Origin of the sequence: Providencia sp. PROV188 (assembly GCF_027595165.1) — a bacterium.
GTDB lineage: Bacteria > Pseudomonadota > Gammaproteobacteria > Enterobacterales > Enterobacteriaceae > Providencia > Providencia lanzhouensis.
Window position 1 is genome coordinate 689,283 of record NZ_CP097291.1, and the last position, 22,198, is coordinate 711,480.

At 43.0% G+C, this 22,198-nt stretch carries 21 protein-coding genes and 1 other annotated feature; of the genes, 11 read left to right on the forward strand and 10 right to left on the reverse strand.

What is annotated here, in order from left to right:
* Window positions 1–14 precede the first annotated feature (14 nt).
* Window positions 15–332 (forward strand): trp operon repressor, encoded by a 318-nt coding sequence (trpR, locus tag M5X66_RS03020; RefSeq protein ID WP_036950344.1) that lies wholly within the window; start codon window positions 15–17, stop codon window positions 330–332.
* Window positions 333–436: 104 nt separating this feature from the next.
* Here trpR and yjjX read toward each other — a convergent pair whose 3' ends face one another.
* Complete coding sequence (gene yjjX / locus M5X66_RS03025) at window positions 437–973, reverse strand: inosine/xanthosine triphosphatase (protein WP_006657125.1); 537 nt, start codon at window positions 971–973, stop codon at window positions 437–439.
* Window positions 974–1,025: 52 nt separating this feature from the next.
* Here yjjX and gpmB point away from each other — a divergent pair, with 52 nt between their 5' ends.
* Window positions 1,026–1,673: a 2,3-diphosphoglycerate-dependent phosphoglycerate mutase GpmB gene (gene gpmB, locus M5X66_RS03030; protein ID WP_036950261.1), complete on the forward strand. Its 648-nt coding sequence runs from the start codon at window positions 1,026–1,028 to the stop codon at window positions 1,671–1,673.
* A gap of 77 nt (window positions 1,674–1,750) precedes the next feature.
* Here gpmB and robA read toward each other — a convergent pair whose 3' ends face one another.
* The gene (gene robA / locus M5X66_RS03035) at window positions 1,751–2,653 is read right to left on the reverse strand and encodes an MDR efflux pump AcrAB transcriptional activator RobA (protein WP_154637590.1); all 903 of its coding nucleotides are present in this window, start codon (window positions 2,651–2,653) and stop codon (window positions 1,751–1,753) included.
* A gap of 182 nt (window positions 2,654–2,835) precedes the next feature.
* Here robA and creA point away from each other — a divergent pair, with 182 nt between their 5' ends.
* The gene (creA, locus tag M5X66_RS03040) at window positions 2,836–3,342 is read left to right on the forward strand and encodes a protein CreA (RefSeq protein ID WP_148444759.1); all 507 of its coding nucleotides are present in this window, start codon (window positions 2,836–2,838) and stop codon (window positions 3,340–3,342) included.
* 160 nt (window positions 3,343–3,502) lie between these two features.
* On the opposite strand, the gene arcA is transcribed toward creA, so the two are convergent.
* A complete protein-coding gene (gene arcA, locus M5X66_RS03045; RefSeq protein ID WP_004905684.1) occupies window positions 3,503–4,219 on the reverse strand; it encodes a two-component system response regulator ArcA in 717 nt (238 codons plus the stop codon).
* A 1,123-nt stretch (window positions 4,220–5,342) separates the two neighbouring features.
* Between arcA and thrL the strand changes: the two genes are divergently transcribed.
* The 4 genes from thrL to thrC all read left to right on the forward strand — a co-directional run bounded on the left by thrL (window position 5,343) and on the right by thrC (window position 10,187).
* The gene (thrL, locus tag M5X66_RS03050) at window positions 5,343–5,411 is read left to right on the forward strand and encodes a thr operon leader peptide (RefSeq protein ID WP_108479263.1); all 69 of its coding nucleotides are present in this window, start codon (window positions 5,343–5,345) and stop codon (window positions 5,409–5,411) included.
* Window positions 5,350–5,471 (forward strand) — a sequence feature (Thr leader region). It overlaps the preceding gene by 62 nt.
* Before the next feature lie 24 nt (window positions 5,472–5,495).
* Window positions 5,496–7,955 (forward strand): bifunctional aspartate kinase/homoserine dehydrogenase I, encoded by a 2,460-nt coding sequence (gene thrA, locus M5X66_RS03055; RefSeq protein ID WP_154609343.1) that lies wholly within the window; start codon window positions 5,496–5,498, stop codon window positions 7,953–7,955.
* A gap of 3 nt (window positions 7,956–7,958) precedes the next feature.
* Complete coding sequence (gene thrB, locus M5X66_RS03060) at window positions 7,959–8,888, forward strand: homoserine kinase (protein ID WP_270103869.1); 930 nt, start codon at window positions 7,959–7,961, stop codon at window positions 8,886–8,888.
* A gap of 3 nt (window positions 8,889–8,891) precedes the next feature.
* A complete protein-coding gene (gene thrC, locus M5X66_RS03065) occupies window positions 8,892–10,187 on the forward strand; it encodes a threonine synthase (protein WP_036950269.1) in 1,296 nt (431 codons plus the stop codon).
* 71 nt (window positions 10,188–10,258) lie between these two features.
* Here the strand turns inward: thrC and M5X66_RS03070 are convergent, their stop codons facing one another.
* The 4 genes from M5X66_RS03070 to yaaA form a co-directional block, all read right to left on the reverse strand.
* The gene (locus M5X66_RS03070; RefSeq protein ID WP_270103870.1) at window positions 10,259–10,921 is read right to left on the reverse strand and encodes a hypothetical protein; all 663 of its coding nucleotides are present in this window, start codon (window positions 10,919–10,921) and stop codon (window positions 10,259–10,261) included.
* A 58-nt stretch (window positions 10,922–10,979) separates the two neighbouring features.
* Complete coding sequence (locus tag M5X66_RS03075; RefSeq protein ID WP_132496147.1) at window positions 10,980–11,198, reverse strand: hypothetical protein; 219 nt, start codon at window positions 11,196–11,198, stop codon at window positions 10,980–10,982.
* A 224-nt stretch (window positions 11,199–11,422) separates the two neighbouring features.
* Entirely contained in the window at window positions 11,423–12,418 is a 996-nt protein-coding gene (locus M5X66_RS03080; RefSeq protein ID WP_270103871.1) for an aldo/keto reductase, read from the reverse strand.
* A gap of 207 nt (window positions 12,419–12,625) precedes the next feature.
* On the reverse strand, window positions 12,626–13,402 hold the full coding sequence (gene yaaA, locus M5X66_RS03085) for a peroxide stress protein YaaA (RefSeq protein WP_154637591.1): 777 nt from the start codon (window positions 13,400–13,402) through the stop codon (window positions 12,626–12,628).
* 372 nt (window positions 13,403–13,774) lie between these two features.
* Between yaaA and tal the strand changes: the two genes are divergently transcribed.
* Both tal and mog read left to right on the forward strand, forming a co-directional pair.
* On the forward strand, window positions 13,775–14,728 hold the full coding sequence (gene tal, locus M5X66_RS03090) for a transaldolase (RefSeq protein ID WP_036950279.1): 954 nt from the start codon (window positions 13,775–13,777) through the stop codon (window positions 14,726–14,728).
* Window positions 14,729–14,949: 221 nt separating this feature from the next.
* Window positions 14,950–15,534 (forward strand): molybdopterin adenylyltransferase, encoded by a 585-nt coding sequence (gene mog / locus M5X66_RS03095; RefSeq protein ID WP_036950281.1) that lies wholly within the window; start codon window positions 14,950–14,952, stop codon window positions 15,532–15,534.
* A gap of 92 nt (window positions 15,535–15,626) precedes the next feature.
* Here mog and satP read toward each other — a convergent pair whose 3' ends face one another.
* The gene (gene satP / locus M5X66_RS03100; protein ID WP_036950283.1) at window positions 15,627–16,193 is read right to left on the reverse strand and encodes an acetate uptake transporter; all 567 of its coding nucleotides are present in this window, start codon (window positions 16,191–16,193) and stop codon (window positions 15,627–15,629) included.
* A 351-nt stretch (window positions 16,194–16,544) separates the two neighbouring features.
* Between satP and dnaK the strand changes: the two genes are divergently transcribed.
* A complete protein-coding gene (dnaK, locus tag M5X66_RS03105) occupies window positions 16,545–18,458 on the forward strand; it encodes a molecular chaperone DnaK (RefSeq protein WP_108479227.1) in 1,914 nt (637 codons plus the stop codon).
* Between the two features lie 110 nt (window positions 18,459–18,568).
* A complete protein-coding gene (gene dnaJ / locus M5X66_RS03110; RefSeq protein ID WP_036950288.1) occupies window positions 18,569–19,717 on the forward strand; it encodes a molecular chaperone DnaJ in 1,149 nt (382 codons plus the stop codon).
* A gap of 61 nt (window positions 19,718–19,778) precedes the next feature.
* Here the strand turns inward: dnaJ and M5X66_RS03115 are convergent, their stop codons facing one another.
* Complete coding sequence (locus tag M5X66_RS03115; RefSeq protein ID WP_430248555.1) at window positions 19,779–21,146, reverse strand: amidohydrolase; 1,368 nt, start codon at window positions 21,144–21,146, stop codon at window positions 19,779–19,781.
* Window positions 21,147–21,283: 137 nt separating this feature from the next.
* Window positions 21,284–22,132 (reverse strand): EamA family transporter, encoded by an 849-nt coding sequence (locus M5X66_RS03120; RefSeq protein ID WP_154637593.1) that lies wholly within the window; start codon window positions 22,130–22,132, stop codon window positions 21,284–21,286.
* Window positions 22,133–22,198: the final 66 nt, after the last annotated feature.

The window sequence follows — 22,198 nt, forward strand, 5'->3', positions numbered from 1 at the left end:
GGAAGGGTAGAATGATGACTGTAGAATATAAACCAGACCCGGCGTTAACCGCCGATGAAAATGCGGATTGGCAACGTTTTGTGGAACTGCTACAAATGGCCTTTGAGCAAAATATACAGGATTCGATTCTTCAGCTATTACTCACACCGGATGAACGGACGGCTTTAGGGACTCGCGTTAGGATTGTTCAAGAATTAATGCGCGGTGAAATGAGCCAGCGTGAATTAAAAAATGAGCTCGGTGTAGGCATTGCCACCATTACTCGTGGTTCAAACAGTTTGAAATCAGCCCCTATTCCGGTAAAAGAGTGGCTGGAATCTAAGCTACTGTAGTTTTTGATTATCTTTTATAGCAGCCAATGATTATTCTCTAAAAATAAATGTGGGGCTCTTATTGCTAAGAGCCCCACATGCATTTTAAATCGTTTTGAGTATAATTAGTCTTCTATGTGATTTAGCTCTTTATAAATTTCGTGTTTAATAGGAACTAAAGCCAGTATGAGTGCTTGTTGATAAACGCTGGTGCGCGTCAATACGCCATTGGTGAAGAAGCCAATCGCACCGCCTTGTTGTTTGATATTATCAATACCAGTAAGGTCAGCCATTTCATCACCCAGCTCACGACCTTCACGGATCCCCGCAAGCACTTTTTCTGGGATCATAATACTGGCAGAGCGTGATTCTCCACGGATTTGATGGTGCTCAATCACAATCCATGCAAATGTCATGTCATCTTCAACACCCGCCTCAATACCTACCCAAAAGTCAGCTTCTGGGCGTACTTGGCGTGATGCCATCACACGTTGTCTTGCTCCTGTACGGGTTTCATTATTACCGATAGGTTGCTGTGGAACACTGCTATCGACATTAATATCTTCAATTTGATAACTGCCAGGCCCAAAAACGGCATCGAAAGCAAGATGAATCGCTTTAATTTTGGCTGGATTCGTCGTTGCAGCTATAACTTGGTACATTAATTATTTTCCTTTGAACACATACTTTGTACAGTAATAACGGAACACATCTATGTTACAGGTTTATCTTGTTCGCCATGGCGAAACTGAATGGAACGTTGCACGTCGCATACAGGGACAATCTGATAGCCCGCTGACCTCACTTGGTCGTCAACAGGCCATGCAGGTTGCTCAACGGGTTAAATCCGAAGGTATTACCCATATTATCACTAGTGATATGGGACGCACACTTGAAACTGCACAAATTATTGCACAAGTGTGCGGGTGTGAAATTATCACAGAACCGCGTTTGCGTGAATTAAATATGGGTGTCTTGGAGCAACGAGAAATTGGCTCGTTGTCTGAACAAGAAGAACAGTGGCGTCAAAGCCTGATAAATGGTGTCGAAGGTGGTCGTATTCCTGAAGGGGAATCGATGGATGAACTTTTCACGCGTATGTTTGCGGCGTTAAATAATTGCCTTGAACTACCAGAAGGAAGCCGTCCATTATTGGTTAGTCATGGCTTGGCGCTCAGTACATTATTAAGTCGTATCTTAGGTGTGCCTGCAAACTCTCCACGACGTTTACGTCTGCGTAACTGCTCGTTATCTCGCGTTGATTACCAAAATAGCCCATGGTTAGCCAATGGCTGGATTGTGGAAACCGCGGGGGAGGTGACACATCTTTCTCAGCCTGCTCTTGATGAACAGCAAGGTTAAGAAATAAATCAGCGAAAAAGAAAAAAGGCGTTTCAGTGTATGAAGCGCCTTTATTTTGGGTGTCTGATTATGACTGCTTAATTAGCTTCAGGCTTTTTGATGGGAACATAATAGCTGAATGATTCAATGTGAGTTCTTGGATCCGTATCCGTTATCTCATTGTGCGTCACATTCTTGATTTTGTAGTTTTCTACATCATAGCCTGGACGGCGAGTGAGATTCAGTTTTGGCAAGTAGACCCCATAAACATGGTAAAGGAACTCCTGCATTCTTTCTCTCGTCGTCTCACCGCGATAATTAAATTTCACATATTCGCCTGCGGGGATCGTAACATGGCTATATTCGGTGTTACTAAAGCTCGCATCTTCGGGTTTCACTGCGGTGGTGTAAAACACAGTTTGCTCATCATCTTTCTCGGCACTATGAATCGCATGATGTAAGCCAAAGACTTCAGAAGCCACTTTGGTGGTGTGCTCTAAATAATAGCGCCAGAAAGACTGACGCATTTGCGAGCAGGCAGTTGACCACTCTTCAAGCACATAGGAACAACTTTGCTCCAAACCAACCAATGGCTGCTCGACCATCGTGACAAATTCATAATCCAATGGAGAATGTTCATCCAACACGATCGGTGGACAAATACCGGTTGCGCACCATTCTTCAGTGCGGCGATAAAATGCAGGCGTCAAATTGAACTGTTTTTTAAAAGCGCGAGTGAAAGTTTGTTGTGAATCAAATCGATACTGTAATGCAATATCAAGAATGGGACGGCTCGTTAAGCGCAGTGCAACCGCAGCACGAGATAGGCGTCTAGCGCGAATATAAGCACCAATTGCTTGGTCGGTCACATCCTTGAACATTCTCTGTAAATGCCACTTTGAATAACCCGCTCTCGCGGCAACATTATCTAATGACAATGGTTTATCAAGGTTATCATCTATCCAACGAAGAAGGTCGCGAATAATATTTGTTTGATCCATGGATATCCCCAGGCAATACGACTCACAGAACAGATATGAGTAATCAATGAGTGGCTATTCTATAACAACTTACCTTTTTCGTTTATAGTAAATGAGTTGTATTTAAGAATTAGTTAATAAACAGAATTATTGCCGTTTAGGTTATTTAAAATTCAGATGTTAAGCTGAAAAGGGAATACTGTATGGGTTCTTCCAAATTTAAAAAAGGTATTGCGAAAGGTAATACACTGAAAAACCTCATTTTGGGATCAATGTTGTCTGCACTATCTTTTATGGCAGTCGCAGAGGAAATCGGCTCAGTTGATACTGTATTCAAGGTGCTAGGACCTGACCATAAGATAGTGGTTGAAGCCTTTGATGATCCGGATGTGGACAATGTGACTTGCTACCTAAGCCGTTCAAAAACGGGCGGGATTAAAGGTGGGCTTGGATTAGCGGAAGATACCTCGGATGCTGCCATTTCTTGCCAACAAGTGGGTCCTATTGAGCTAAATGACCGAGTGAAACGTAACCCGAAAAAAGGGCAGGTAGTTTTCCAAAAGAGAACGTCACTGGTGTTTAAAAAGCTTCAAGTGGTTCGTTTTTACGACCCAAAACGTAATGCACTCGTCTATTTGACCTATTCCGATAAGATGATCGACGGCTCGCCTAAAAATGCGTTAAGCGCCGTGCCAATTATGCCGTGGTGATAGTGCTTTAATATAAAAATCGCCACTGATTATGTTTAAAATGAGTGGCGATTTTTGAATGACTTTCAGTTTTAATTTTTTAGAATTGGAATAATATTTTTGGTATTTTAAGTTCCAATAAAAAACCGGCTTGCGCCGGTTTTCATTAATCAGAATGAAATCACTCGTCTAAATCACCGCAGAAACGATAGCCTTCACCGTGGATGGTGGCAATGATTTCTGGGGTATCTGGCGTAGACTCGAAGTGTTTACGAATGCGACGGATAGTCACATCGACTGTTCTGTCATGAGGTTTTAACTCACGGCCAGTCATTTTCTTCAGTAAGTCTGCACGAGTTTGGATTTTGCCTGGGTTTTCACAGAAGTGAAGCATTGCACGGAATTCACTACGTGGTAATTTGTAGTGTTCACCAGCAGGGCTCACTAAAGAACGGCTATTAATGTCTAATTCCCAGCCATTGAACTTATAGCTCTCAACCAGACGGCGCTCTTCTGTACCGCCCGCTAAATTCATAGTACGGGACAGTAAGTTACGTGCACGGATAGTCAATTCGCGTGGGTTGAATGGTTTGGTGATATAGTCATCAGCACCGATTTCAAGACCAAGAATCTTATCAACTTCGTTATCACGGCCAGTTAAGAACATTAATGCGATACTTTCTTGCTCACGTAGTTCACGAGCCAGCAGTAAGCCGTTTTTGCCTGGTAAGTTAATATCCATGATCACTAAGTTGATGTCATGTTCAGAAAGAACATTGTTCATTTCTTCACCATCGGTGGCTTCATGAACAACATAACCTTCCGCTTCAAAGATACTTTTCAGCGTATTACGTGTGACAATCTCGTCTTCAACGATCAAAATGTGTGGGGTCTGCATATTTGCTACCTAAAGTATTAAAATAAAAATACTGAACCCATAGGCCGTTTCCAGTTAGGTGGTTGTTGGTATGATTATCTGGAAAAACACGTCTATGAGTATAAATTTGTCTTTACATTTTTCAGTGACTTAGCGTTGCCTATCCATTAGGCTGAAGGTCATAAAACTCACCAAAACTTAAGCACTTTCCCAATATTGGGCTGTTAACAGCAATATAACAGCTAATACTGCATTTACCACCTAAAAAACTAACTTTTGTTGATACATATCAAAATCAATTGTAGCACGTTAACAATGATTGTTAGGCAGATAATTATACCAAAATTATTTGTTATAGAGATATCGAATAGACGATAAAAATAAGAGAAAAAAAGAGAGATAATGCACGTTTTTCATCGTGATACCGTACAGAAAGGTCGATATGAATAGGGATGAAGATATTTGTATTTAACTTAAGCTAAGTCACGTAAGTGATTTTTGTGTCTTTAGAACACCTTAAAATTGTCAGAGAGTAAAATTTCGTTTAGCACATCAAAATCGCGTAAAAAAAGTATTTTTGGTTTTTTATAAGAAAAACTAGGTGATTACACTTACTTGCTTTGCGTGAATCTATTTTGTTTTACAAAAAAATAACAAGACTCCTCAGAACTATCTGAATTAATGTTTGCATGCTTATAATTAACTAAATGACTATTTGGTTTCTTATGTGCAATTTTGATCTGAAACTAAGTAGGTTTCTTTAAGGTTGGTGCAAATCTTGATCAAGATTAATCGAAGAGAGAAAGATAGGACATCAGTGGCAATTTATTTCAAATTTACTGTTGAGAAATACGGTTAAAATACCGTCATCAAATTTGGTGTTTGATTGTTTTTTGTACATGTGAGGCGCTAATTTTTTAAATAAAATTAAAATCTATTAATTTTAGAATTAATGAATTTTACAACTGGAATATCTAAGCTAGCTCTCTTTTTATGAAGATGTTTTTGATGAATACAGTGGATCTCCGAGCTGAATTACCGCTTCTTTTGAGGTCATAAATACAAATAAATTTGACATTATTGTGTGATTACTTTAACCGTATAGGGAGAAACCGAAATGTTCCCTACGAGACAAACAAATTTTATGCGTAACATCAGCCTGACTACGATTATTACCACCACCACCGTAACCACAGGAAACGGGGCGGGCTGACGCATCCAAAAAATAAAAATGAAAAAGCCCGCATCCTAAAAAGATGTGGGCTTTTTTTTGGCGCTAATTCAGGAGAGAAATACCATGCGTGTGCTTAAATTTGGCGGTACTTCAGTCGCAAATGACGAACGGGTACTTAATGTTGCTGATATCGCGGAAAGCAAATTGGCAGATGGACAAGTCGCGTTGGTGCTATCTGCACCCGCGAAAATCACTAACCATTTGGTGGCGATGATTGAAAAAACGGCAGCAGGTCAGGATGTCATCACGCATGTGAGTGATGCAGAAATGATTTTTGCTAATCTCTTAAAAGGATTGAAAGAAAAGCAGCCCGGCTTTGAATATGACAAACTGAAAAAGCTGACCGAACACGAATTCGCGCAAATCAAACAAGTACTGCATGGTATTACTCTTCTAGGACAATGTCCTGATAGCATCAACGCCTCTATTATCTGCCGTGGTGAGAAGCTCTCTATCGCCATCATGGAATCTGTATTAAAAGCTCGCGGTCACAAAGTCACCGTGATTGATCCGGTGAAAAGCTTGCTAGCAAAAGGTCACTATCTTGAATCCACCGTTGATATCAATGAATCCACTAAACGTATTACAGAGTTGAACATCCCTAAAGATCATTTCGTGTTGATGGCAGGCTTTACGGCTGGAAATGAGAAGGGTGAACTGGTGGTGTTAGGACGTAATGGTTCCGACTATTCGGCTGCGGTATTAGCGGCATGTTTACGTGCAGATTGCTGTGAAATTTGGACAGATGTTGATGGGGTTTATACTTGTGACCCACGTTTAGTGCCTGATGCCCGTTTACTCAAAGGGATGTCATACCAAGAAGCGATGGAGCTTTCTTATTTTGGCGCGAAAGTCTTACACCCTCGTACTATCGCCCCAATTGCACAATTCCAAATCCCTTGCCTGATCAAAAACACCACTAATCCAAGTGCACCGGGTACGCTGATTGGTGATGGTCAAACGGATGTTAGTACACCAGTGAAAGGGATCACTAACCTGAATAATATGGCGATGATCAACGTCTCAGGTCCGGGTATGAAAGGCATGGTTGGTATGGCAGCACGTATTTTCTCGGTCATGTCCCGTAAAGGGATCTCCGTGGTGCTGATCACGCAATCATCGTCGGAATACAGTATCAGCTTCTGCGTGCCGCAAAATGAGCTACAGCGCGCTCGTGGCGCATTAGAAGAAGAGTTTTATTTAGAGCTTAAAGACGGGGTATTAGACCCGTTAGATGTGATGGAGCAACTATCCATCATCTCCGTTGTTGGGGATGGTATGCGTACATTAAAAGGCATCTCCGCACGTTTCTTCTCAGCATTAACCCGCGGCAATATCAACATCGTTGCTATTGCGCAAGGCTCGTCCGAGCGTTCAATCTCTGCGGTGATCGCCAATGAGTCAGCCACTTCAGCGGTGCGTTTATGTCACCAAATGCTGTTCAATGCTGAGCAAGTGATTGAAGCCTTTATTGTCGGAGTGGGCGGCGTCGGTAATGCGTTGATCGAACAGATCCACCGTCAACAACAGTGGCTGAAACAAAAACATATTGATCTACGTGTCTGTGGGATAGCGAACTCAAGAGCGATGCTGATCAATATGCAAGGAATTGACTTAGATAATTGGAAAGCTGAATTAGCTGAAGCCAAAGAAGCGTTTAGCCTCAGCCGTCTGATCCGTTTAGAGCGTGAGTACCATTTTTTAAACCCGGTGATCATCGACTGTACGTCTAACCAAGAGATCGCAGAGCAATATGCTAGCTTCTTAAAAGACGGTTTTAACGTCGTCACGCCGAACAAAAAAGCCAACACATTGTCGATGGATTATTATCATCAACTTCGTGCTGCCGCCGAGAGCTCAAAACGTAAATTCCTTTATGATACCAACGTAGGGGCGGGTTTACCGGTTATCGAAAACCTACAAAACTTACTGAACGCAGGGGATGAATTAGTTCATTTCAGTGGAATCTTGTCAGGATCCTTGTCATTTATTTTCGGTAAATTGGATGAAGGAATGTCCTTATCAGAAGCGACAACGTTAGCGAAGGAAAAAGGCTTCACCGAGCCAGATCCACGCGACGATTTATCCGGCATGGATGTGGCGCGTAAATTACTGATTTTAGCTCGTGAGGCGGGTTATGAATTAGAACTTAGCGACATCAATATTGAATCTGTACTTCCTGCTGATTTCGACAGTTCAGGCAGTGTTGCCGAGTTTATGGCGCGTTTACCACAACTTGATGCCCAGTTTGCTGCGCGGATAAAAGCGGCAGAAGCAGAGGAAAAAGTGTTACGCTATGTGGGTCTTATCGAAGAAGGTCGCTGTCAGGTGAAAATGGTTGCCGTTGATGGAAATGACCCACTGTTTAAAGTAAAAAATGGCGAAAACGCACTGGCATTCTACACACGCTACTATCAACCAATTCCTTTAGTTCTCAGAGGTTACGGTGCTGGTAATGATGTAACTGCAGCGGGTGTATTTGCGGATATGCTGCGTACCCTATCATGGAAATTGGGAGTTTAAGAAGTGATCAAAGTTTATGCACCCGCTTCAATTGGTAATGTGAGCGTTGGATTTGATGTGCTAGGCGTAGCAGTCTCTCCGATTGATGGCTCACTGCTCGGTGACTGTGTCAGCATTGAAGCGGCAGAGACATTTTCATTAGAAAACCAAGGTCGATTTGTTTCTAAGCTACCGAAAAAAATGGAACACAACATTGTTTACCAATGCTGGGAACTGTTTTGCGAGCGTCTTGGTAAAAAACTGAACGTGGCAATGACCCTTGAAAAGAATATGCCAATTGGTTCGGGTTTAGGTTCAAGTGCTTGCTCCGTCGTCGCTGCACTGATGGCACTCAATGAGTTTGCAGATAAGCCATTTGACCAAACCGCACTGCTTGGCATGATGGGCGAGCTAGAAGGGCGTATTTCAGGCAGTATTCACTATGACAACGTCGCGCCATGCTACTTGGGGGGCTTACAGCTGATCATCGAGCAAAATGGCATTATTTCTCAGCCCGTCCCTGCGTTTGAAAACTGGTATTGGGTGATGGCCTATCCGGGTATTAAAGTCTCTACCGCAGAAGCGCGAGCCATTTTACCCGATAGCTATTCTCGCCATGATATTGTAAATCATGGGCGCTATTTATCAGGCTTTATCCATGCATGTCATACTCATCAGCCTGAGCTAGCGGTCACGATGATCAAAGACGTCGTCGCAGAGCCATACCGTACTCAGTTGCTGCCAGGTTTTGCGAAGGCACGAGAACATGCGAAGCAAATTGGTGCTCTGGCATGTGGTATTTCGGGATCAGGACCAACAATTTTTACCATTTGTGATGATAAAAAAATCGCAGAAGAGATGGTGCAGTACCTACAACAACATTACATTCAAAATGATGAAGGCTTTGTGCATATCTGTCGTTTAGATATGGCGGGTGCAAGGACAATAGGGTAAACGATGAAACTGTATAATTTAAAAGATAACAACGAACAAGTCAGCTTCGCGCAAGCCGTGAAACAAGGGTTAGGTAAGCAACAAGGGCTATTTTTCCCTCAAGACTTACCTGAGTTTAGCGCCAGTGAAATTGATGAATTACTGAAGTTGGATTTTGTCACTCGTAGTAGCCGTATCTTAAACGCGTTTATCGGAGATGAAATTCCAGCTGAGCAGCTTGCTGAACGTGTTAAAACGGCTTTTGCATTTCCTGCACCTGTTTCCAAAGTTGAAGATGATGTGGCTACGTTAGAGCTGTATCACGGACCAACACTGGCATTTAAAGACTTTGGCGGTCGCTTCATGGCGCAAGCGTTAGGTCAAGTAGCTGGTGGTGCGCCAGTCACTATCTTAACCGCGACATCTGGTGATACCGGCGCTGCTGTTGCCCATGCATTCTATGGTTTGGATAATGTTCAAGTGGTTATCTTATACCCAGAAGGCAAAATCAGCCCACTGCAAGAAAAACTATTCTGTACGCTGGGTAAAAACATCCATACTGTGGCTATCAAAGATGATTTTGATGCGTGTCAGGCGATGGTCAAACACGCTTTTGATGATGAAGAACTGAAAAAAGCCCTGTATTTGAACTCTGCGAACTCCATCAATATTAGCCGTCTGTTAGCGCAGATTTGTTATTATTTTGAAGCGGTTGCTCAGATCCCAGCAGAAAAACGCGATCAACTGGTGATCTCTGTGCCAAGTGGTAACTTTGGGGATTTAACGGCAGGCTTGCTGGCGAAATCTATGGGATTACCAGTGAAACGTTTTATCGCTGCCACTAACGTTAATGACACGGTTCCGCGTTATTTAGTTGATGGTAAATGGGCGCCACATCAAACCGTTGCGACTTTATCTAACGCAATGGATGTCAGCCAGCCAAATAACTGGCCGCGTATTGAAGAGTTATTCCGTCGCAAAGGTTGGTCATTGAAAGAGTTAGGTTACGGTGCAGTGAGTGATGAAGTGACTCAAGAAACCGTACGTGAGTTAGATAAGAAAGGGTATTTATCGGAGCCTCATGCAGCGGTTGCTTATCGAGTCCTGCGTGATCAGCTGCAAGATGGTGAATATGGCCTGTTCTTAGGAACTGCTCATCCTGCGAAATTTAAGGAGAGCGTGGAAGCTATCTTAAATAAACAAATTTCGCTGCCAAAAGAGCTGGCGGAACGTGCAGATTTACCTCTGCTTTCTCACTTCTTACCGTCAAATTTTGCTCAATTACGCGAATTCTTAATGAAGTTAGCACCGAAACAATAATTGAAACCTGCGATTGACGGGGATCTTAATAACGGAAGCTGTATTGGCTTCCGTTTTTTTTTGAGGAAAAGCTAATAATTAGAGCCGTCCGTGCCATTTTGACCGCCATCGGGTCCTCCTTTACCACCTTTGCCCACTTGTCCTCCAATACCTGCATTTCCTCCATTGCCGCCATCGCCACTACCAGAGCCATCCCCCCCATTACCGCCATGATCGCCATTGCTTCCTCCGTGTCCGCCATTGCCGCCATTGCCGTTGACGGAACCATTTCCACCGTTCCCCCCGTTACCTAGACCATCTCCGTTACCGCCGTGTCCGCCGTCTCCACCATTCACGCCACCATTTCCGCCGTTGCCACCATTTCCATTACTGCCGGGCGTCGCGTGACCTCCGTGGTTGCCATGACCATGACTGCCACCGTTGCCACCATTTCCACCATGTTGACCATTACCTCCGCTGCCGCCATTACCACCGATTCCGCCATTACCGCCGTTTCCTCCACTGCCATTTTGTCCATGAGTTCCATTTATGCCATTTTCGGAAAAATGGAAATAATAATTTCGGTAATAAAAAGGAATGCAGGAATTAGACTGAGAAATATTATCGATAAAAATGGTTTTATTTAAATGGAATAAAGTGTTTTTATTTGATTGAATATAATTGGAATGACTTAATGTTGGTATTGCAGTGAGAAATAAAATAGAGAAAAATTGAAATAGAGATTGATTAACCATTGTATCCTCCATCCCCCTTCGTATGTGAAGGGGGAAATAATTAAATAATCGGGTTTATTTAATTTCCATTACCACCGTTACCACCATTGCCTCCATGCCCGCCACTACCACCGCTTCCACCGTTACCACCATTGCCTCCATGCCCACCGTTACCGCCATTTCCTCCGTTGCTCCACAGATATTCGGTATCCGTTTGTTGTGCGTTGGTCGATATAGTCATGGAAAGTGCGGATAAAGGGAATAATAAGGTGATTAAGACAGTAGAGATTTTACGCATATAAATTCCTCGTTATAAAGTGAATTAATTAAACTGCAAATAAAGCTTAAATGACTCACTTAAATAATTAAAGAATGTTATCGATTAATTAATGACTCAAATTTGTTTTGTATGAATATAAAATAATAAACCAGAATGTTATTCGTTCGTTTATATTTAAATTAAAGATAATAAATAGAAAGCTATCCCTTAAATATATTTTAAGAGATAGCGATAGGAAGGGCTTAGATTGAGTCTTCGAGGATCAGCTCAATGGCTTTTAACTCATTTTGGCTAAAATCACGATTTTCCATCATGCCGAGAGCGTCATCGATTTGGCTGATACGGCTTGCGCCGATAAGCACGGAAGTAATGCGGTCGTGGCGCAGTAACCACGCTAAAGACATTTGACTCAATTTTTGCCCACGATTTAAGGCTAATTCATTGAGTTTTTTAACTTTTGCTAAAATAGCGGATGTAAGTCTTTCAGGCGGCAGTGATGGATTACCTGCTGCACGAGAATCAGCGGGAATACCATTGAGATAACGATCCGTTAAAATACCCCCAGCCAGTGGTGAGTAGGCAATCGAGCCGACACCTTCCTCTTCGAGCAAATCGAGGAGACCTTCTTCTGGGGTACGTTCTAGCATGGAGTATTTAGGTTGATGAATAAGGCAGGGGGTGCCCAGTTGATTGAGAATACGGATAGCTTCTTGCGCTGTTTCTGCTGGGTAATTCGAAATTCCCACATAAAGCGCTTTACCTTGTCGAACGATCAAATCAAGGGCTGCCATGGTCTCTTCTAGTGGAGTTTGAGGATCGGGTCTATGGTGATAGAAAATATCCACATAATCGACGCCAATTCTTTTTAAACTTTGGTTAAGACTGGCAACTAAATATTTTTTACTGCCCCAATCACCATAAGGACCTTCCCATATGGTGTAACCTGCTTTGGAGGAGATCACCATTTCATCGCGATAAGGACGAAAATCTTGTTGTAGAATGCGACCAAATTGTTGTTCTGCGGAGCCAGGAGGTGGCCCGTAATTGTTGGCGAGATCAAAATGGGTGATCCCATGATCAAACGCATGTCTTAACATGGCTCGGCAGTTCTCAATTGGCTTGTTGTCACCAAAATTATGCCAGAGTCCTAAAGAGACAAGGGGGAGCTTTAATCCACTCCGACCGCACTGACGATATTCCATATCTGTGTAACGATGTGACGCAGCAGAATATGGCATGGCTCACCTCCAAAATAAATGGCAAAGATTTACTCGAATTTTGGCATAACTCTGTCGAGCTCACTGGTGAAAGAATGCTATACAGCTTAAGAGGTGATTATTTTATCGCCAGATTGTGACGGGGATTTGAAATAAGATATCGTATGTTGAGTATGAGGCTTATAGGGTGTGATGCATTCCCCATAAGCCAACGTAGTGAGTCTATGATTAGGCTTGCTCAGGTCGTGTAAAGACTAATTCATTACCTTTCGACTGCGCTTGATCAAATTGGTAGCCTTCTAAATTAAAGTCAGATAGCTGTTCGGATTTAGTCAGTTTATTTTGAATGATAAAACGGCTCATTAATCCGCGAGCTTTTTTTGCATAAAAACTGATGACTTTATATTTGCCATTTTTCTCATCTAAGAAAACGGGTTTAATAATTTCAGCATCTAATTTTTTGGTATTCACAGACTTAAAATATTCATCAGAAGCTAAATTAACAAGGATATTATCTCCTTGCGCTGCCAGTGCTTTATTTAAATGCTGAGTGATGATATCTCCCCAGAATTCATATAAGTCTTTACCACGGCTGTTTTTAAGGCGAATTCCCATTTCCAAGCGATAAGGCTGCATTAAGTCTAATGGACGCAGCACACCATATAGCCCGGACAACATACGTAAATGTTGCTGAGAAAATTCAAAATCAGCGGGAGAAAACGTTTCGGCTTGCATGCCGGTATACACGTCCCCTTTGAAGGCGAGGATGGCTTGGCGTGCATTATCAGGGGTAAAGTTTGGCTGCCATTCACCGAAACGCGCCGCATTCAGCCCTGCAAGTTTATCACTAATTTTCATTAAGCTGGCGATATCCGCTGGCGTGAGTTTTCGGCATGTTTTAATTAGTTTTTCAGACTCAGCGAGGAGCTCGGGTTGAGTAAACGTGTCGATGGCGAGCGGGCTTTCGTAGTCTAATGTCTTGGCAGGTGAAATAGTAATCAGCATAACTTAACCCTTGTGATAGTAAATTTATCCATTACTTTAACAAAAAATCAGATGAAATGGCGAATCGCTGTAATAAGTCGCGCTTATGGTGGTTATCTGGTTTACTGATGAGATTACTCTACCTAGCTAAATGCATTCAGTTCCTAGGGATACCGCGAAAACGATTGCTGATCAAATAGTTGCTTTCAAGGATATTTCCTCGCTTGCAGCAACGTAGATGCGTGATATTATCATGGGACGGTGCGGCGCTAGCCTCAATTCCTTAATAATACACAAAGTAGTTTAAGTTGCGGGTAGATGGCAAGGGTGAGTGAATGTAGCCAACACCCCTACAACTTGAAGTATGACGGGTATAACAACGAGATTAAAGAAATGACCGACAAACTAACCTCCTTACGTAGTCTGACAACTGTTGTTGCCGATACTGGCGACATCGAAGCGATGAAGCTGTACAAACCACAAGATGCGACGACAAACCCATCGCTGATTTTAAATGCTGCACAAATTCCTGAGTACCGTAAATTAATTGATGAAGCGGTAGAGTGGGCGCGTAAGCAAAGCAATAACCGTGAACAACAAGTTGTCGATGCATGTGACAAACTGGCTGTTAATATCGGTTTAGAAATTCTGAAATTAGTCCCAGGTCGTATTTCAACAGAAGTTGATGCGCGTCTTTCTTATGATGAAGAAGCGTGTATTACTAAAGCTCGCCGTCTGATGAAAATGTATAACGAAGCGGGTATCAGCAATGATCGCATTTTGATCAAATTAGCCTCTACTTGGCAGGGTATTCGCGCGGCGGAAAAACTGGAAAAAGAAGGCATCAACTGTAACTTAACTTTATTATTCTCTTTTGCTCAAGCGCGTGCTTGTGCGGAAGCTGGTGTTTACCTGATCTCTCCATTCGTAGGTCGTATCCTTGACTGGTACAAAGCAAACACCGATAAAAAAGAGTTTGCTGCACATGAAGATCCAGGCGTGGTTTCTGTGACTGAAATCTACAACTTCTATAAAGCACATGGTTATAAAACCGTCGTGATGGGCGCAAGCTTCCGTAACGTAGGTGAAATCATTGAGCTGGCAGGTTGTGACCGCCTGACTATCTCTCCAGCGCTGCTGAAAGAGCTGTCTGAATCACAAGGCGAATTAGTGTGTAAACTGAAAGATGAAGGTAAAACTCAAGAGCCAGGCGCTAAACTGACTGAAGCTGAGTTCTACTGGCAGCATAATCAAGATCCAATGGCGGTTGATAAACTGTCTGACGGTATCCGTAAGTTTGCTGTAGACCAAGAAAAACTGGAAAAAATGATCGCAGCTCTGCTGTAATTTCCTTTTTCTTAGAAAACCCAGTCAGTTGGCTGGGTTTTTTTATGCTGCGTTTTCATTGATTAAACTCTCAATTCCACATTTCGACACAAACACGACGCTGTCAGGCATTCGACCTCATGGTATGATGCACCATGTTTATCATTATTGGCTTGGTATTAATTAAGTTAGTATTTTCTCGCCAAATGAACGAATTTAAATGATTAATTTTTGAGGTTTGTATGAATGAGTTGCGCATAGGTCTGGTGTCGGTTTCTGATCGTGCTTCAGGCGGTATCTACGAAGATAAAGGGATCCCAGCACTGGAGGAGTGGCTAACGAAAACCATCACCACGCCTTTTCGTTTAGAAACTCGTTTGATCCCTGATGAGCAAGTCATGATAGAGCAAACGTTGTGTGAGCTGGTGGATGAATTTTCCTGTCATTTAGTCCTGACCACAGGCGGCACAGGTCCTGCTCGTCGAGATGTCACCCCAGATGCAACGCTTGCAGTTGCCGATCGCGAAATGCCTGGCTTTGGTGAGCAGATGCGCCAAATTAGCCTGAAGTTCGTGCCGACGGCGATTTTATCTCGCCAAGTTGGCGTGATCCGCAATCAGTCACTGATTTTAAACTTACCGGGGCAGCCAAAGGCGATTGCTGAAACCCTAGAAGGGCTGAAAGATAAAGAAGGAAATGTGCTGGTATCAGGCATTTTTGCGAGTGTGCCATACTGCATTCAACTACTTGATGGCCCATACATTGAAACAGACGAAAGCATCGTTAAAGCTTTCCGGCCAAAGTCGGCTATTCGCACAGCCGAGTAATCCCTTCTAAAAAATCAGGCAGAACGTGATGTCTGCCTGATAATTCTTGTTACAGTTTTCTTTCTGTCTATTTAGCTTAACAGGCTATCGACTCAGCTGCGTTGGCCAATTGGCAGGATGGTTTTGCCATACTGCTCATTTAAGATCTCAGCGACAGCCAGATAGAATGCGCTCGCTCCACAGATAATTCCTTCATAGCCCGCATATTGAAGCAGAGTGGAATCGTTGGTCAAATTACCCACCGCTAACATTGCAAACAGTACGGTTAGGCTGCCAAAGATAAATTGCAGCACAAAATTTGCTTTGAAGGTGCCTAAGAACATAAAGAAAGTAAAGATCCCCCATAAGAGAAGGAACATCCCTAAAAATGTAGGGTCAGTTGCTTCAGCTAATCCCATGGTCGGTAAAAACAGCAGACCAACTAACGCAAGCCAAAAGAAGCCGTAAGAGGTAAATGCAGTCGCACCGAACGTATTACCTTTCTTATATTCAATAAGCCCAGCAATCACTTGCGCGATACCACCATAGAAAATCCCCATACTTAAAATCACAGATGAGAGAGGGAAAAAGCCTGCATTATGAATATTCAGCAGGATTGTTGTCATACCAAAGCCCAATAAACCGAGTGGGCCTGGATTGGCAAGCGAACTAGATTGCATATAACCTCTGGTAAAGTATTTAAAAATCAAATAGATACAATAAACTTTTGTAGCCCCATAGGACGGGAGGCGCATAATACGCAGTTTTAATTGTCGAAACAATGATCAAGAGACGGGTTTTTTTGCATTAAATGTAAAACTTTTTTAGTTTTGCCCCTTGATGAATGAATTTGTGACCCCATCTTTAAGACATCAACAGTTATCAATCTAAATTATTGCGAATTGCAAAAAGAATTAAGGTTGCAAAAAAAATCAAGGTTGAAGTAAAAACTCCCTTGAAAATGAAATATTGAGCCTTATATAGATTGATATCGAAATTAAATGAAAAGAATTCCTTTGGAGGCGTTTTAAATGGGTAAAATTATTGGTATCGATTTAGGTACAACTAACTCATGCGTTGCAATTATGGATGGCACTACTGCGCGTGTTCTTGAGAACAGCGAGGGTGATAGAACTACTCCTTCCATCATTGCATATACACAAGATGGTGAAATTTTAGTTGGTCAGCCAGCAAAACGTCAGGCTGTCACTAACCCAGAAAATACATTATTTGCGATCAAACGTTTGATCGGTCGTCGTTTCCAAGACGAAGAAGTTCAGCGCGACGTGTCTATCATGCCATACAAAATTGTAGCGGCTGATAACGGTGATGCGTGGTTAGATGTGAAAGGCCAAAAAATGGCACCGCCACAAGTTTCTGCTGAAGTGCTGAAAAAAATGAAGAAAACAGCGGAAGACTATCTGGGTGAACCAGTAACTGAAGCGGTTATCACTGTTCCAGCTTACTTTAACGATGCTCAGCGTCAAGCAACCAAAGATGCGGGTCGTATCGCTGGTTTAGAAGTAAAACGTATCATCAACGAACCAACAGCAGCAGCGCTGGCTTACGGTTTAGATAGAGAAGTTGGCAACCGTACTATCGCGGTTTACGACTTAGGTGGTGGTACATTCGACTTATCAATCATCGAAATCGATGAAGTTGATGGCGAAAAAACCTATGAAGTTCTGGCAACTAACGGTGACACTCACTTAGGTGGTGAAGACTTCGATACTCGTTTAATCAACTATTTAGTTGACGAGTTTAAGAAAGAACAAGGTGTTGATCTGCGTAACGATCCACTGGCAATGCAACGTCTGAAAGAGTCTGCTGAAAAAGCAAAAATTGAGCTGTCTTCTGCTCAACAAACTGACGTTAACCTGCCATACATCACAGCAGATGCGACAGGTCCAAAACACATGAACATCAAAGTGACTCGTGCAAAACTGGAGTCACTGGTAGAAGATTTAGTTAAACGTTCTATGGAGCCAGTTAAAGTTGCTCTGCAAGACGCTGGTTTAAGTGTAGGTGACATCAACGACGTTATCTTAGTTGGTGGTCAGACTCGTATGCCAATGGTTCAGAAAGTTGTTGCTGATTTCTTTGGTAAAGAACCACGTAAAGACGTTAACCCAGACGAAGCCGTTGCAATGGGTGCAGCAGTACAAGGTGGTGTATTAGCGGGTGATGTTAAAGACGTTCTGTTACTTGACGTAACTCCACTGTCTTTAGGTATCGAAACCATGGGTGGCGTGATGACTTCGTTAATTTCGAAGAACACCACAATCCCAACTAAACACAGCCAAGTGTTCTCTACTGCAGAAGATAACCAAGCAGCCGTGACCATTCACGTACTGCAAGGTGAGCGTAAACGTGCGAGTGATAACAAATCACTGGGTCAGTTTAACTTAGATGGTATTCAAGCAGCGCCACGCGGTATGCCGCAAATCGAAGTGACTTTTGACATCGATGCGGACGGTATCCTGCATGTTTCTGCGAAAGACAAAAACAGCGGTCGCGAGCAAAACATCACCATTAAGGCATCTTCTGGTCTGAATGACGAGGAAATCGAAAAAATGGTACGTGACGCAGAAGCTAACGCTGAAGCAGACCGTAAATTTGAAGAGTTAGTGCAGGTTCGCAACCAAGCAGACCAACTGATTCACGGTACTCGTAAACAAATCGAAGAAGCAGGCGACAAATTACCAGCTGAAGATAAAGCGAACATCGAAAAAGCAACTTCAGAATTAGAAGTCGTTTCTAAAGGTGAAGATAAAGCTGAAATCGAAGCGAAAATCCAAGCGCTGGTAACGGCATCTGCGAAACTTCTGGAAATTGCACAGCAACAAGCTCAAGCGGGCGCTGCGGGTGCAGGTGCAGAAGCGAAGAAAGATGACGATGTTGTTGACGCTGAATTCGAAGAAGTTAACGACAAAGACAAAAAATAAGGCCCTTAGCGGGCGCAGTGACTATCGCAATAATGTTAAATAGTGACTGATACCGGACACGGGCGTTGAGGGAACTCTGCGCCCGTGTCTGCATGTTAAGGGAAAAATAAATGGCGAAAAGAGATTTTTATGAGGTTTTAGGCCTCGAAAAAAATGCTTCAGAAAAAGACATTAAGCGAGCGTATAAGCGCTTAGCAATGAAATACCATCCTGACCGCAATCAGGAAAACAAAGATGAATCTGAAGAGAAATTCAAAGAGATAAAAGAAGCTTACGAAGTCCTGTCCGATGAGCAAAAACGTGCCGCTTACGATCAATATGGTCATGCCGCGTTTGAACAAGGCGGTATGGGTGGCGGAGGTGGATTCGGCGGCTTTGGTGGCGGCGATTTCAACAGTGATATTTTTGGTGACATCTTCGGTGACATTTTTGGTGGCGGTCGTCGTCAACAGCGCCCAAGCCGTGGTTCTGATCTGCAATACAACATGGAACTGACTCTTGAAGAAGCAGTCCGTGGAGTGACCAAAGAGATCCGTATTCCAACGCTCGAAAGCTGTGACGTGTGCCACGGTAGCGGTGCAAAACCAGGCACTAGCGCAGATACATGCCAAACCTGTCACGGTATGGGCCAAGTACACATGCGCCAAGGTTTCTTCTCAGTACAACAACCTTGCCCAACCTGTCACGGTCGCGGGAAAGTTATCAAAGACCCATGCAACAAATGTCATGGCCAAGGTCGCGTTGAAAAATACAAAACCTTATCCGTTAAGATCCCTGCAGGGGTTGATACGGGTGACCGTGTTCGTTTATCCGGTGAAGGTGAAGCCGGTGCGAATGGTGCACCAGCAGGGGATTTATTCGTTCAAATGCATGTTTTACCTCACGATATTTTTGAGCGTGATGGTAATAACTTACATTGTGAAGTGCCAATCAACTTTGCAGCAGCAGCGCTGGGCGGCGAAATTGAAGTCCCAACCCTTGATGGTCGCGTTAAACTGAAAATTCCTGCGGAAACCCAAACGGGCAAAACGTTCCGTATGAAAGGTAAGGGCGTGAAGTCAGTACGTGGTGGTATGCAAGGTGATTTAATGTGTCACATTGTTGTCGAAACCCCAGTCAAACTGAATGAGAAACAAAAAGAGTTACTCAGAGAGTTTGGTGAGTCGTTAGGCGGTACGGGTGGCGAGAAAAATAGCCCACGTTCAAAACGCTTCTTAGATGGCGTGAAAAAATTCTTTGATGATTTAACCAATAAATAAGGGTTAATCGCTAAGTTAAGAATCATGGCTGATCCAGTGAAAAACTGAATCAGCCATTTTTTTATTTCACAGTTTCACCGCTGGCAACCACGGTTTTACGAACTTGATCGGCAAATTGTAGAGCCTCTTTCACAATCGCATTTTCATCAACTGTGAGTACTTTGCGGTCTTCCATTAATAGGTTTCCATCCACAATGGTATGGCGTACATTGGAAGCATTCGCGCCATAAACCAGTGCGGCATAAGGGCTATACATCGGAACCATATTCGGCGATTTTGTATCGACAACGATAATATCTGCCAATTTCCCCGCTTCTAGAGAGCCTAACTTATCTTCCATGTGAATGGCTTTTGCGGAGCCTTTGGTCGCTAATTCAACCACGGTAATGGGCGGCATTGCAGCTCTATCTTTATTTTCGAGCTTATGAATTTTACCTACTAAATTTAGTTCATTCATGGTTGTTAAGGTATTGCTGGACATCGGACCATCGGTTCCTAAGCCTACACGAACTCCTTTTGCTAACATCGCGGTCACTGGTGCAACACCTTTGGCTGATTTGGTATTCGCACTGACATTATGAGCCACTCCAACATCATACTGTTTGAGTAGGTTGATATCGTTTTCATCAACCATAATGGCATGAGCCGCAATGACTTTGTTATTCAATGCACCGATATCAGCCATATATTGAACCGGGCTTTTTCCGCCAGTACGCTTGGCAATTTCTTCTTGTTCTCGATCGGTTTCCGCTAAGTGGATCATCACGGGAACATTAAGTTCTTGAGAAAGTTTAGCAATTTTCTGTAGATGCTCAGTGGTATTGGTATAAGGTGCGTGAGGAGCAAAAGCTGGCGTAATGCGCGGGTGGTCTTTGTATTGGTTGATAAAATTCACCGCATAAGCGATACCTTCATCAGCATTTTTAGCATCGGCAACAGGGAATTTGATCACAGATTCCCCAAGGATCGCTCGCATACCAATTTTATCGACAGTTTTCGCAACTTCATCTTCAAAATAGTACATATCCACGTAAGTTGTAACGCCACCTTTGACCATTTCGACGTTGGCTAAGTTAGCGCCTACTCGCACCATTTCACGGGAAACCATCTTGCTCTCTAATGGGAAGATATAGCGGTGCAAACGGTCGGGGACATCGTCGGCAAGGGAACGAAATACAGTCATTGATGCGTGAGTATGGGTATTGATTAACCCTGGCATGACTATATCGCCATCAACATTTAGCCGTTTTTTGGCGGTATATTGTGTCGCAAGCTCAGGGCCGCCAACAGCGATAATTTTATTTTTATCAATAACAACAGTCCCATTCTCAATAACTTGATTATTGGCATCCATTGTCAAAACAGTACCATCAACAATGATTAAATCCGCTGGAGTGGTGGCAAGTGCCGCGATAGGTGCTGCCATCATCGATATGGCAACGAGAGATCGGAGTAATGTCATTCTTACCTCATGACTCAATGAAAAATAGGGCTAAAAATTATTTGTATCAAATATTATGGGCATCAAATATAGGATGTAAAACTTATCTTCTAAGCACCGCTATCTTAACTGGATAGTTTCGCCAGTAACACCCCAAGTAAGATGACAATACAGGCGAGGACTCGCATTCCATTAAATTTCTCTTTAAGAAATACAATGGAAAGAAACATAGCAAAAAGGACACTAGTTTCACGAATAGCAGCAACGAGTACGATGGGGGCTTGGCTCATTGCCCAGATTGCGATGCCGTAGCTAATTATCTGCATTAACCCGCCAAGCAACCCTGAGCGCCAATATTGCCTAAACCCGTGTAGTAATGAACTTTTGTATTTCATCACTCCGGGGATGGCGAGTACCGCACCATTTAATAAAAACAGCCATAGGGTATAAACAACGGGATCTTGGCTGGCTCTAGCGCCATATCCATCCGAGAGGGTATAACAAGCCGTAAAAAAGGCAGTGCACAATGCAAAGCTAAGCGCTTTACCTTTGATATTCAAAGTAAATTTTCGACCTGCAAACGCGATGGCTACCACGCCTGAAATGATGAAAATAATCCCTACAAAACTCATAAATGGTAAGGATTCATTGAATAAAACAATACTTAATAACGCGGTGATTAAAGGGGCTGAGCCGCGAGAAATAGGGTAAATTTGGCTGAGGTCACCATGGTTATAAGCTTGGCTGAGAAAATAGATATAACCGATGTGAAATAATACTGACAAAGCTAGCCACGGGACGGCATCGGGAGATGGCAGCCCAAACCAAAAGAGAGCTGGAATAGTTAAAATTCCAGAAAAAACAGCAATCATTATCAAACCAAAGAAGCGGTCATTACCAAATTTAACCAGAGCATTCCAACTGGCATGGCAAAACGCAGCAAACAGCACAGAAAGCAGTACGTATAGGGACATAATATAGAGAGATAGTGATTGCTTAAGAGTGGCTCGAGTATCACATAAAGCGTCTTTTTTATGAAG

What these genes read in the sequence shown, in the direction of transcription:
- trpR (WP_036950344.1), top strand. Translation starts at nt 15, where the DNA reads ATGACTGTAGAATATAAACCAGACCCGGCGTTAACCGCCGATGAAAAT.
- yjjX (WP_006657125.1), bottom strand. Translation starts at nt 973, where the DNA reads ATGTACCAAGTTATAGCTGCAACGACGAATCCAGCCAAAATTAAAGCG.
- gpmB (WP_036950261.1), top strand. Translation starts at nt 1,026, where the DNA reads ATGTTACAGGTTTATCTTGTTCGCCATGGCGAAACTGAATGGAACGTT.
- robA (WP_154637590.1), bottom strand. Translation starts at nt 2,653, where the DNA reads ATGGATCAAACAAATATTATTCGCGACCTTCTTCGTTGGATAGATGAT.
- creA (WP_148444759.1), top strand. Translation starts at nt 2,836, where the DNA reads ATGGGTTCTTCCAAATTTAAAAAAGGTATTGCGAAAGGTAATACACTG.
- arcA (WP_004905684.1), bottom strand. Translation starts at nt 4,219, where the DNA reads ATGCAGACCCCACACATTTTGATCGTTGAAGACGAGATTGTCACACGT.
- thrA (WP_154609343.1), top strand. Translation starts at nt 5,496, where the DNA reads ATGCGTGTGCTTAAATTTGGCGGTACTTCAGTCGCAAATGACGAACGG.
- thrC (WP_036950269.1), top strand. Translation starts at nt 8,892, where the DNA reads ATGAAACTGTATAATTTAAAAGATAACAACGAACAAGTCAGCTTCGCG.
- M5X66_RS03070 (WP_270103870.1), bottom strand. Translation starts at nt 10,921, where the DNA reads ATGGTTAATCAATCTCTATTTCAATTTTTCTCTATTTTATTTCTCACT.
- M5X66_RS03075 (WP_132496147.1), bottom strand. Translation starts at nt 11,198, where the DNA reads ATGCGTAAAATCTCTACTGTCTTAATCACCTTATTATTCCCTTTATCC.
- M5X66_RS03080 (WP_270103871.1), bottom strand. Translation starts at nt 12,418, where the DNA reads ATGCCATATTCTGCTGCGTCACATCGTTACACAGATATGGAATATCGT.
- yaaA (WP_154637591.1), bottom strand. Translation starts at nt 13,402, where the DNA reads ATGCTGATTACTATTTCACCTGCCAAGACATTAGACTACGAAAGCCCG.
- tal (WP_036950279.1), top strand. Translation starts at nt 13,775, where the DNA reads ATGACCGACAAACTAACCTCCTTACGTAGTCTGACAACTGTTGTTGCC.
- mog (WP_036950281.1), top strand. Translation starts at nt 14,950, where the DNA reads ATGAATGAGTTGCGCATAGGTCTGGTGTCGGTTTCTGATCGTGCTTCA.
- satP (WP_036950283.1), bottom strand. Translation starts at nt 16,193, where the DNA reads ATGCAATCTAGTTCGCTTGCCAATCCAGGCCCACTCGGTTTATTGGGC.
- dnaK (WP_108479227.1), top strand. Translation starts at nt 16,545, where the DNA reads ATGGGTAAAATTATTGGTATCGATTTAGGTACAACTAACTCATGCGTT.
- dnaJ (WP_036950288.1), top strand. Translation starts at nt 18,569, where the DNA reads ATGGCGAAAAGAGATTTTTATGAGGTTTTAGGCCTCGAAAAAAATGCT.
- M5X66_RS03115 (WP_430248555.1), bottom strand. Translation starts at nt 21,146, where the DNA reads ATGATGGCAGCACCTATCGCGGCACTTGCCACCACTCCAGCGGATTTA.
- M5X66_RS03120 (WP_154637593.1), bottom strand. Translation starts at nt 22,132, where the DNA reads ATGTCCCTATACGTACTGCTTTCTGTGCTGTTTGCTGCGTTTTGCCAT.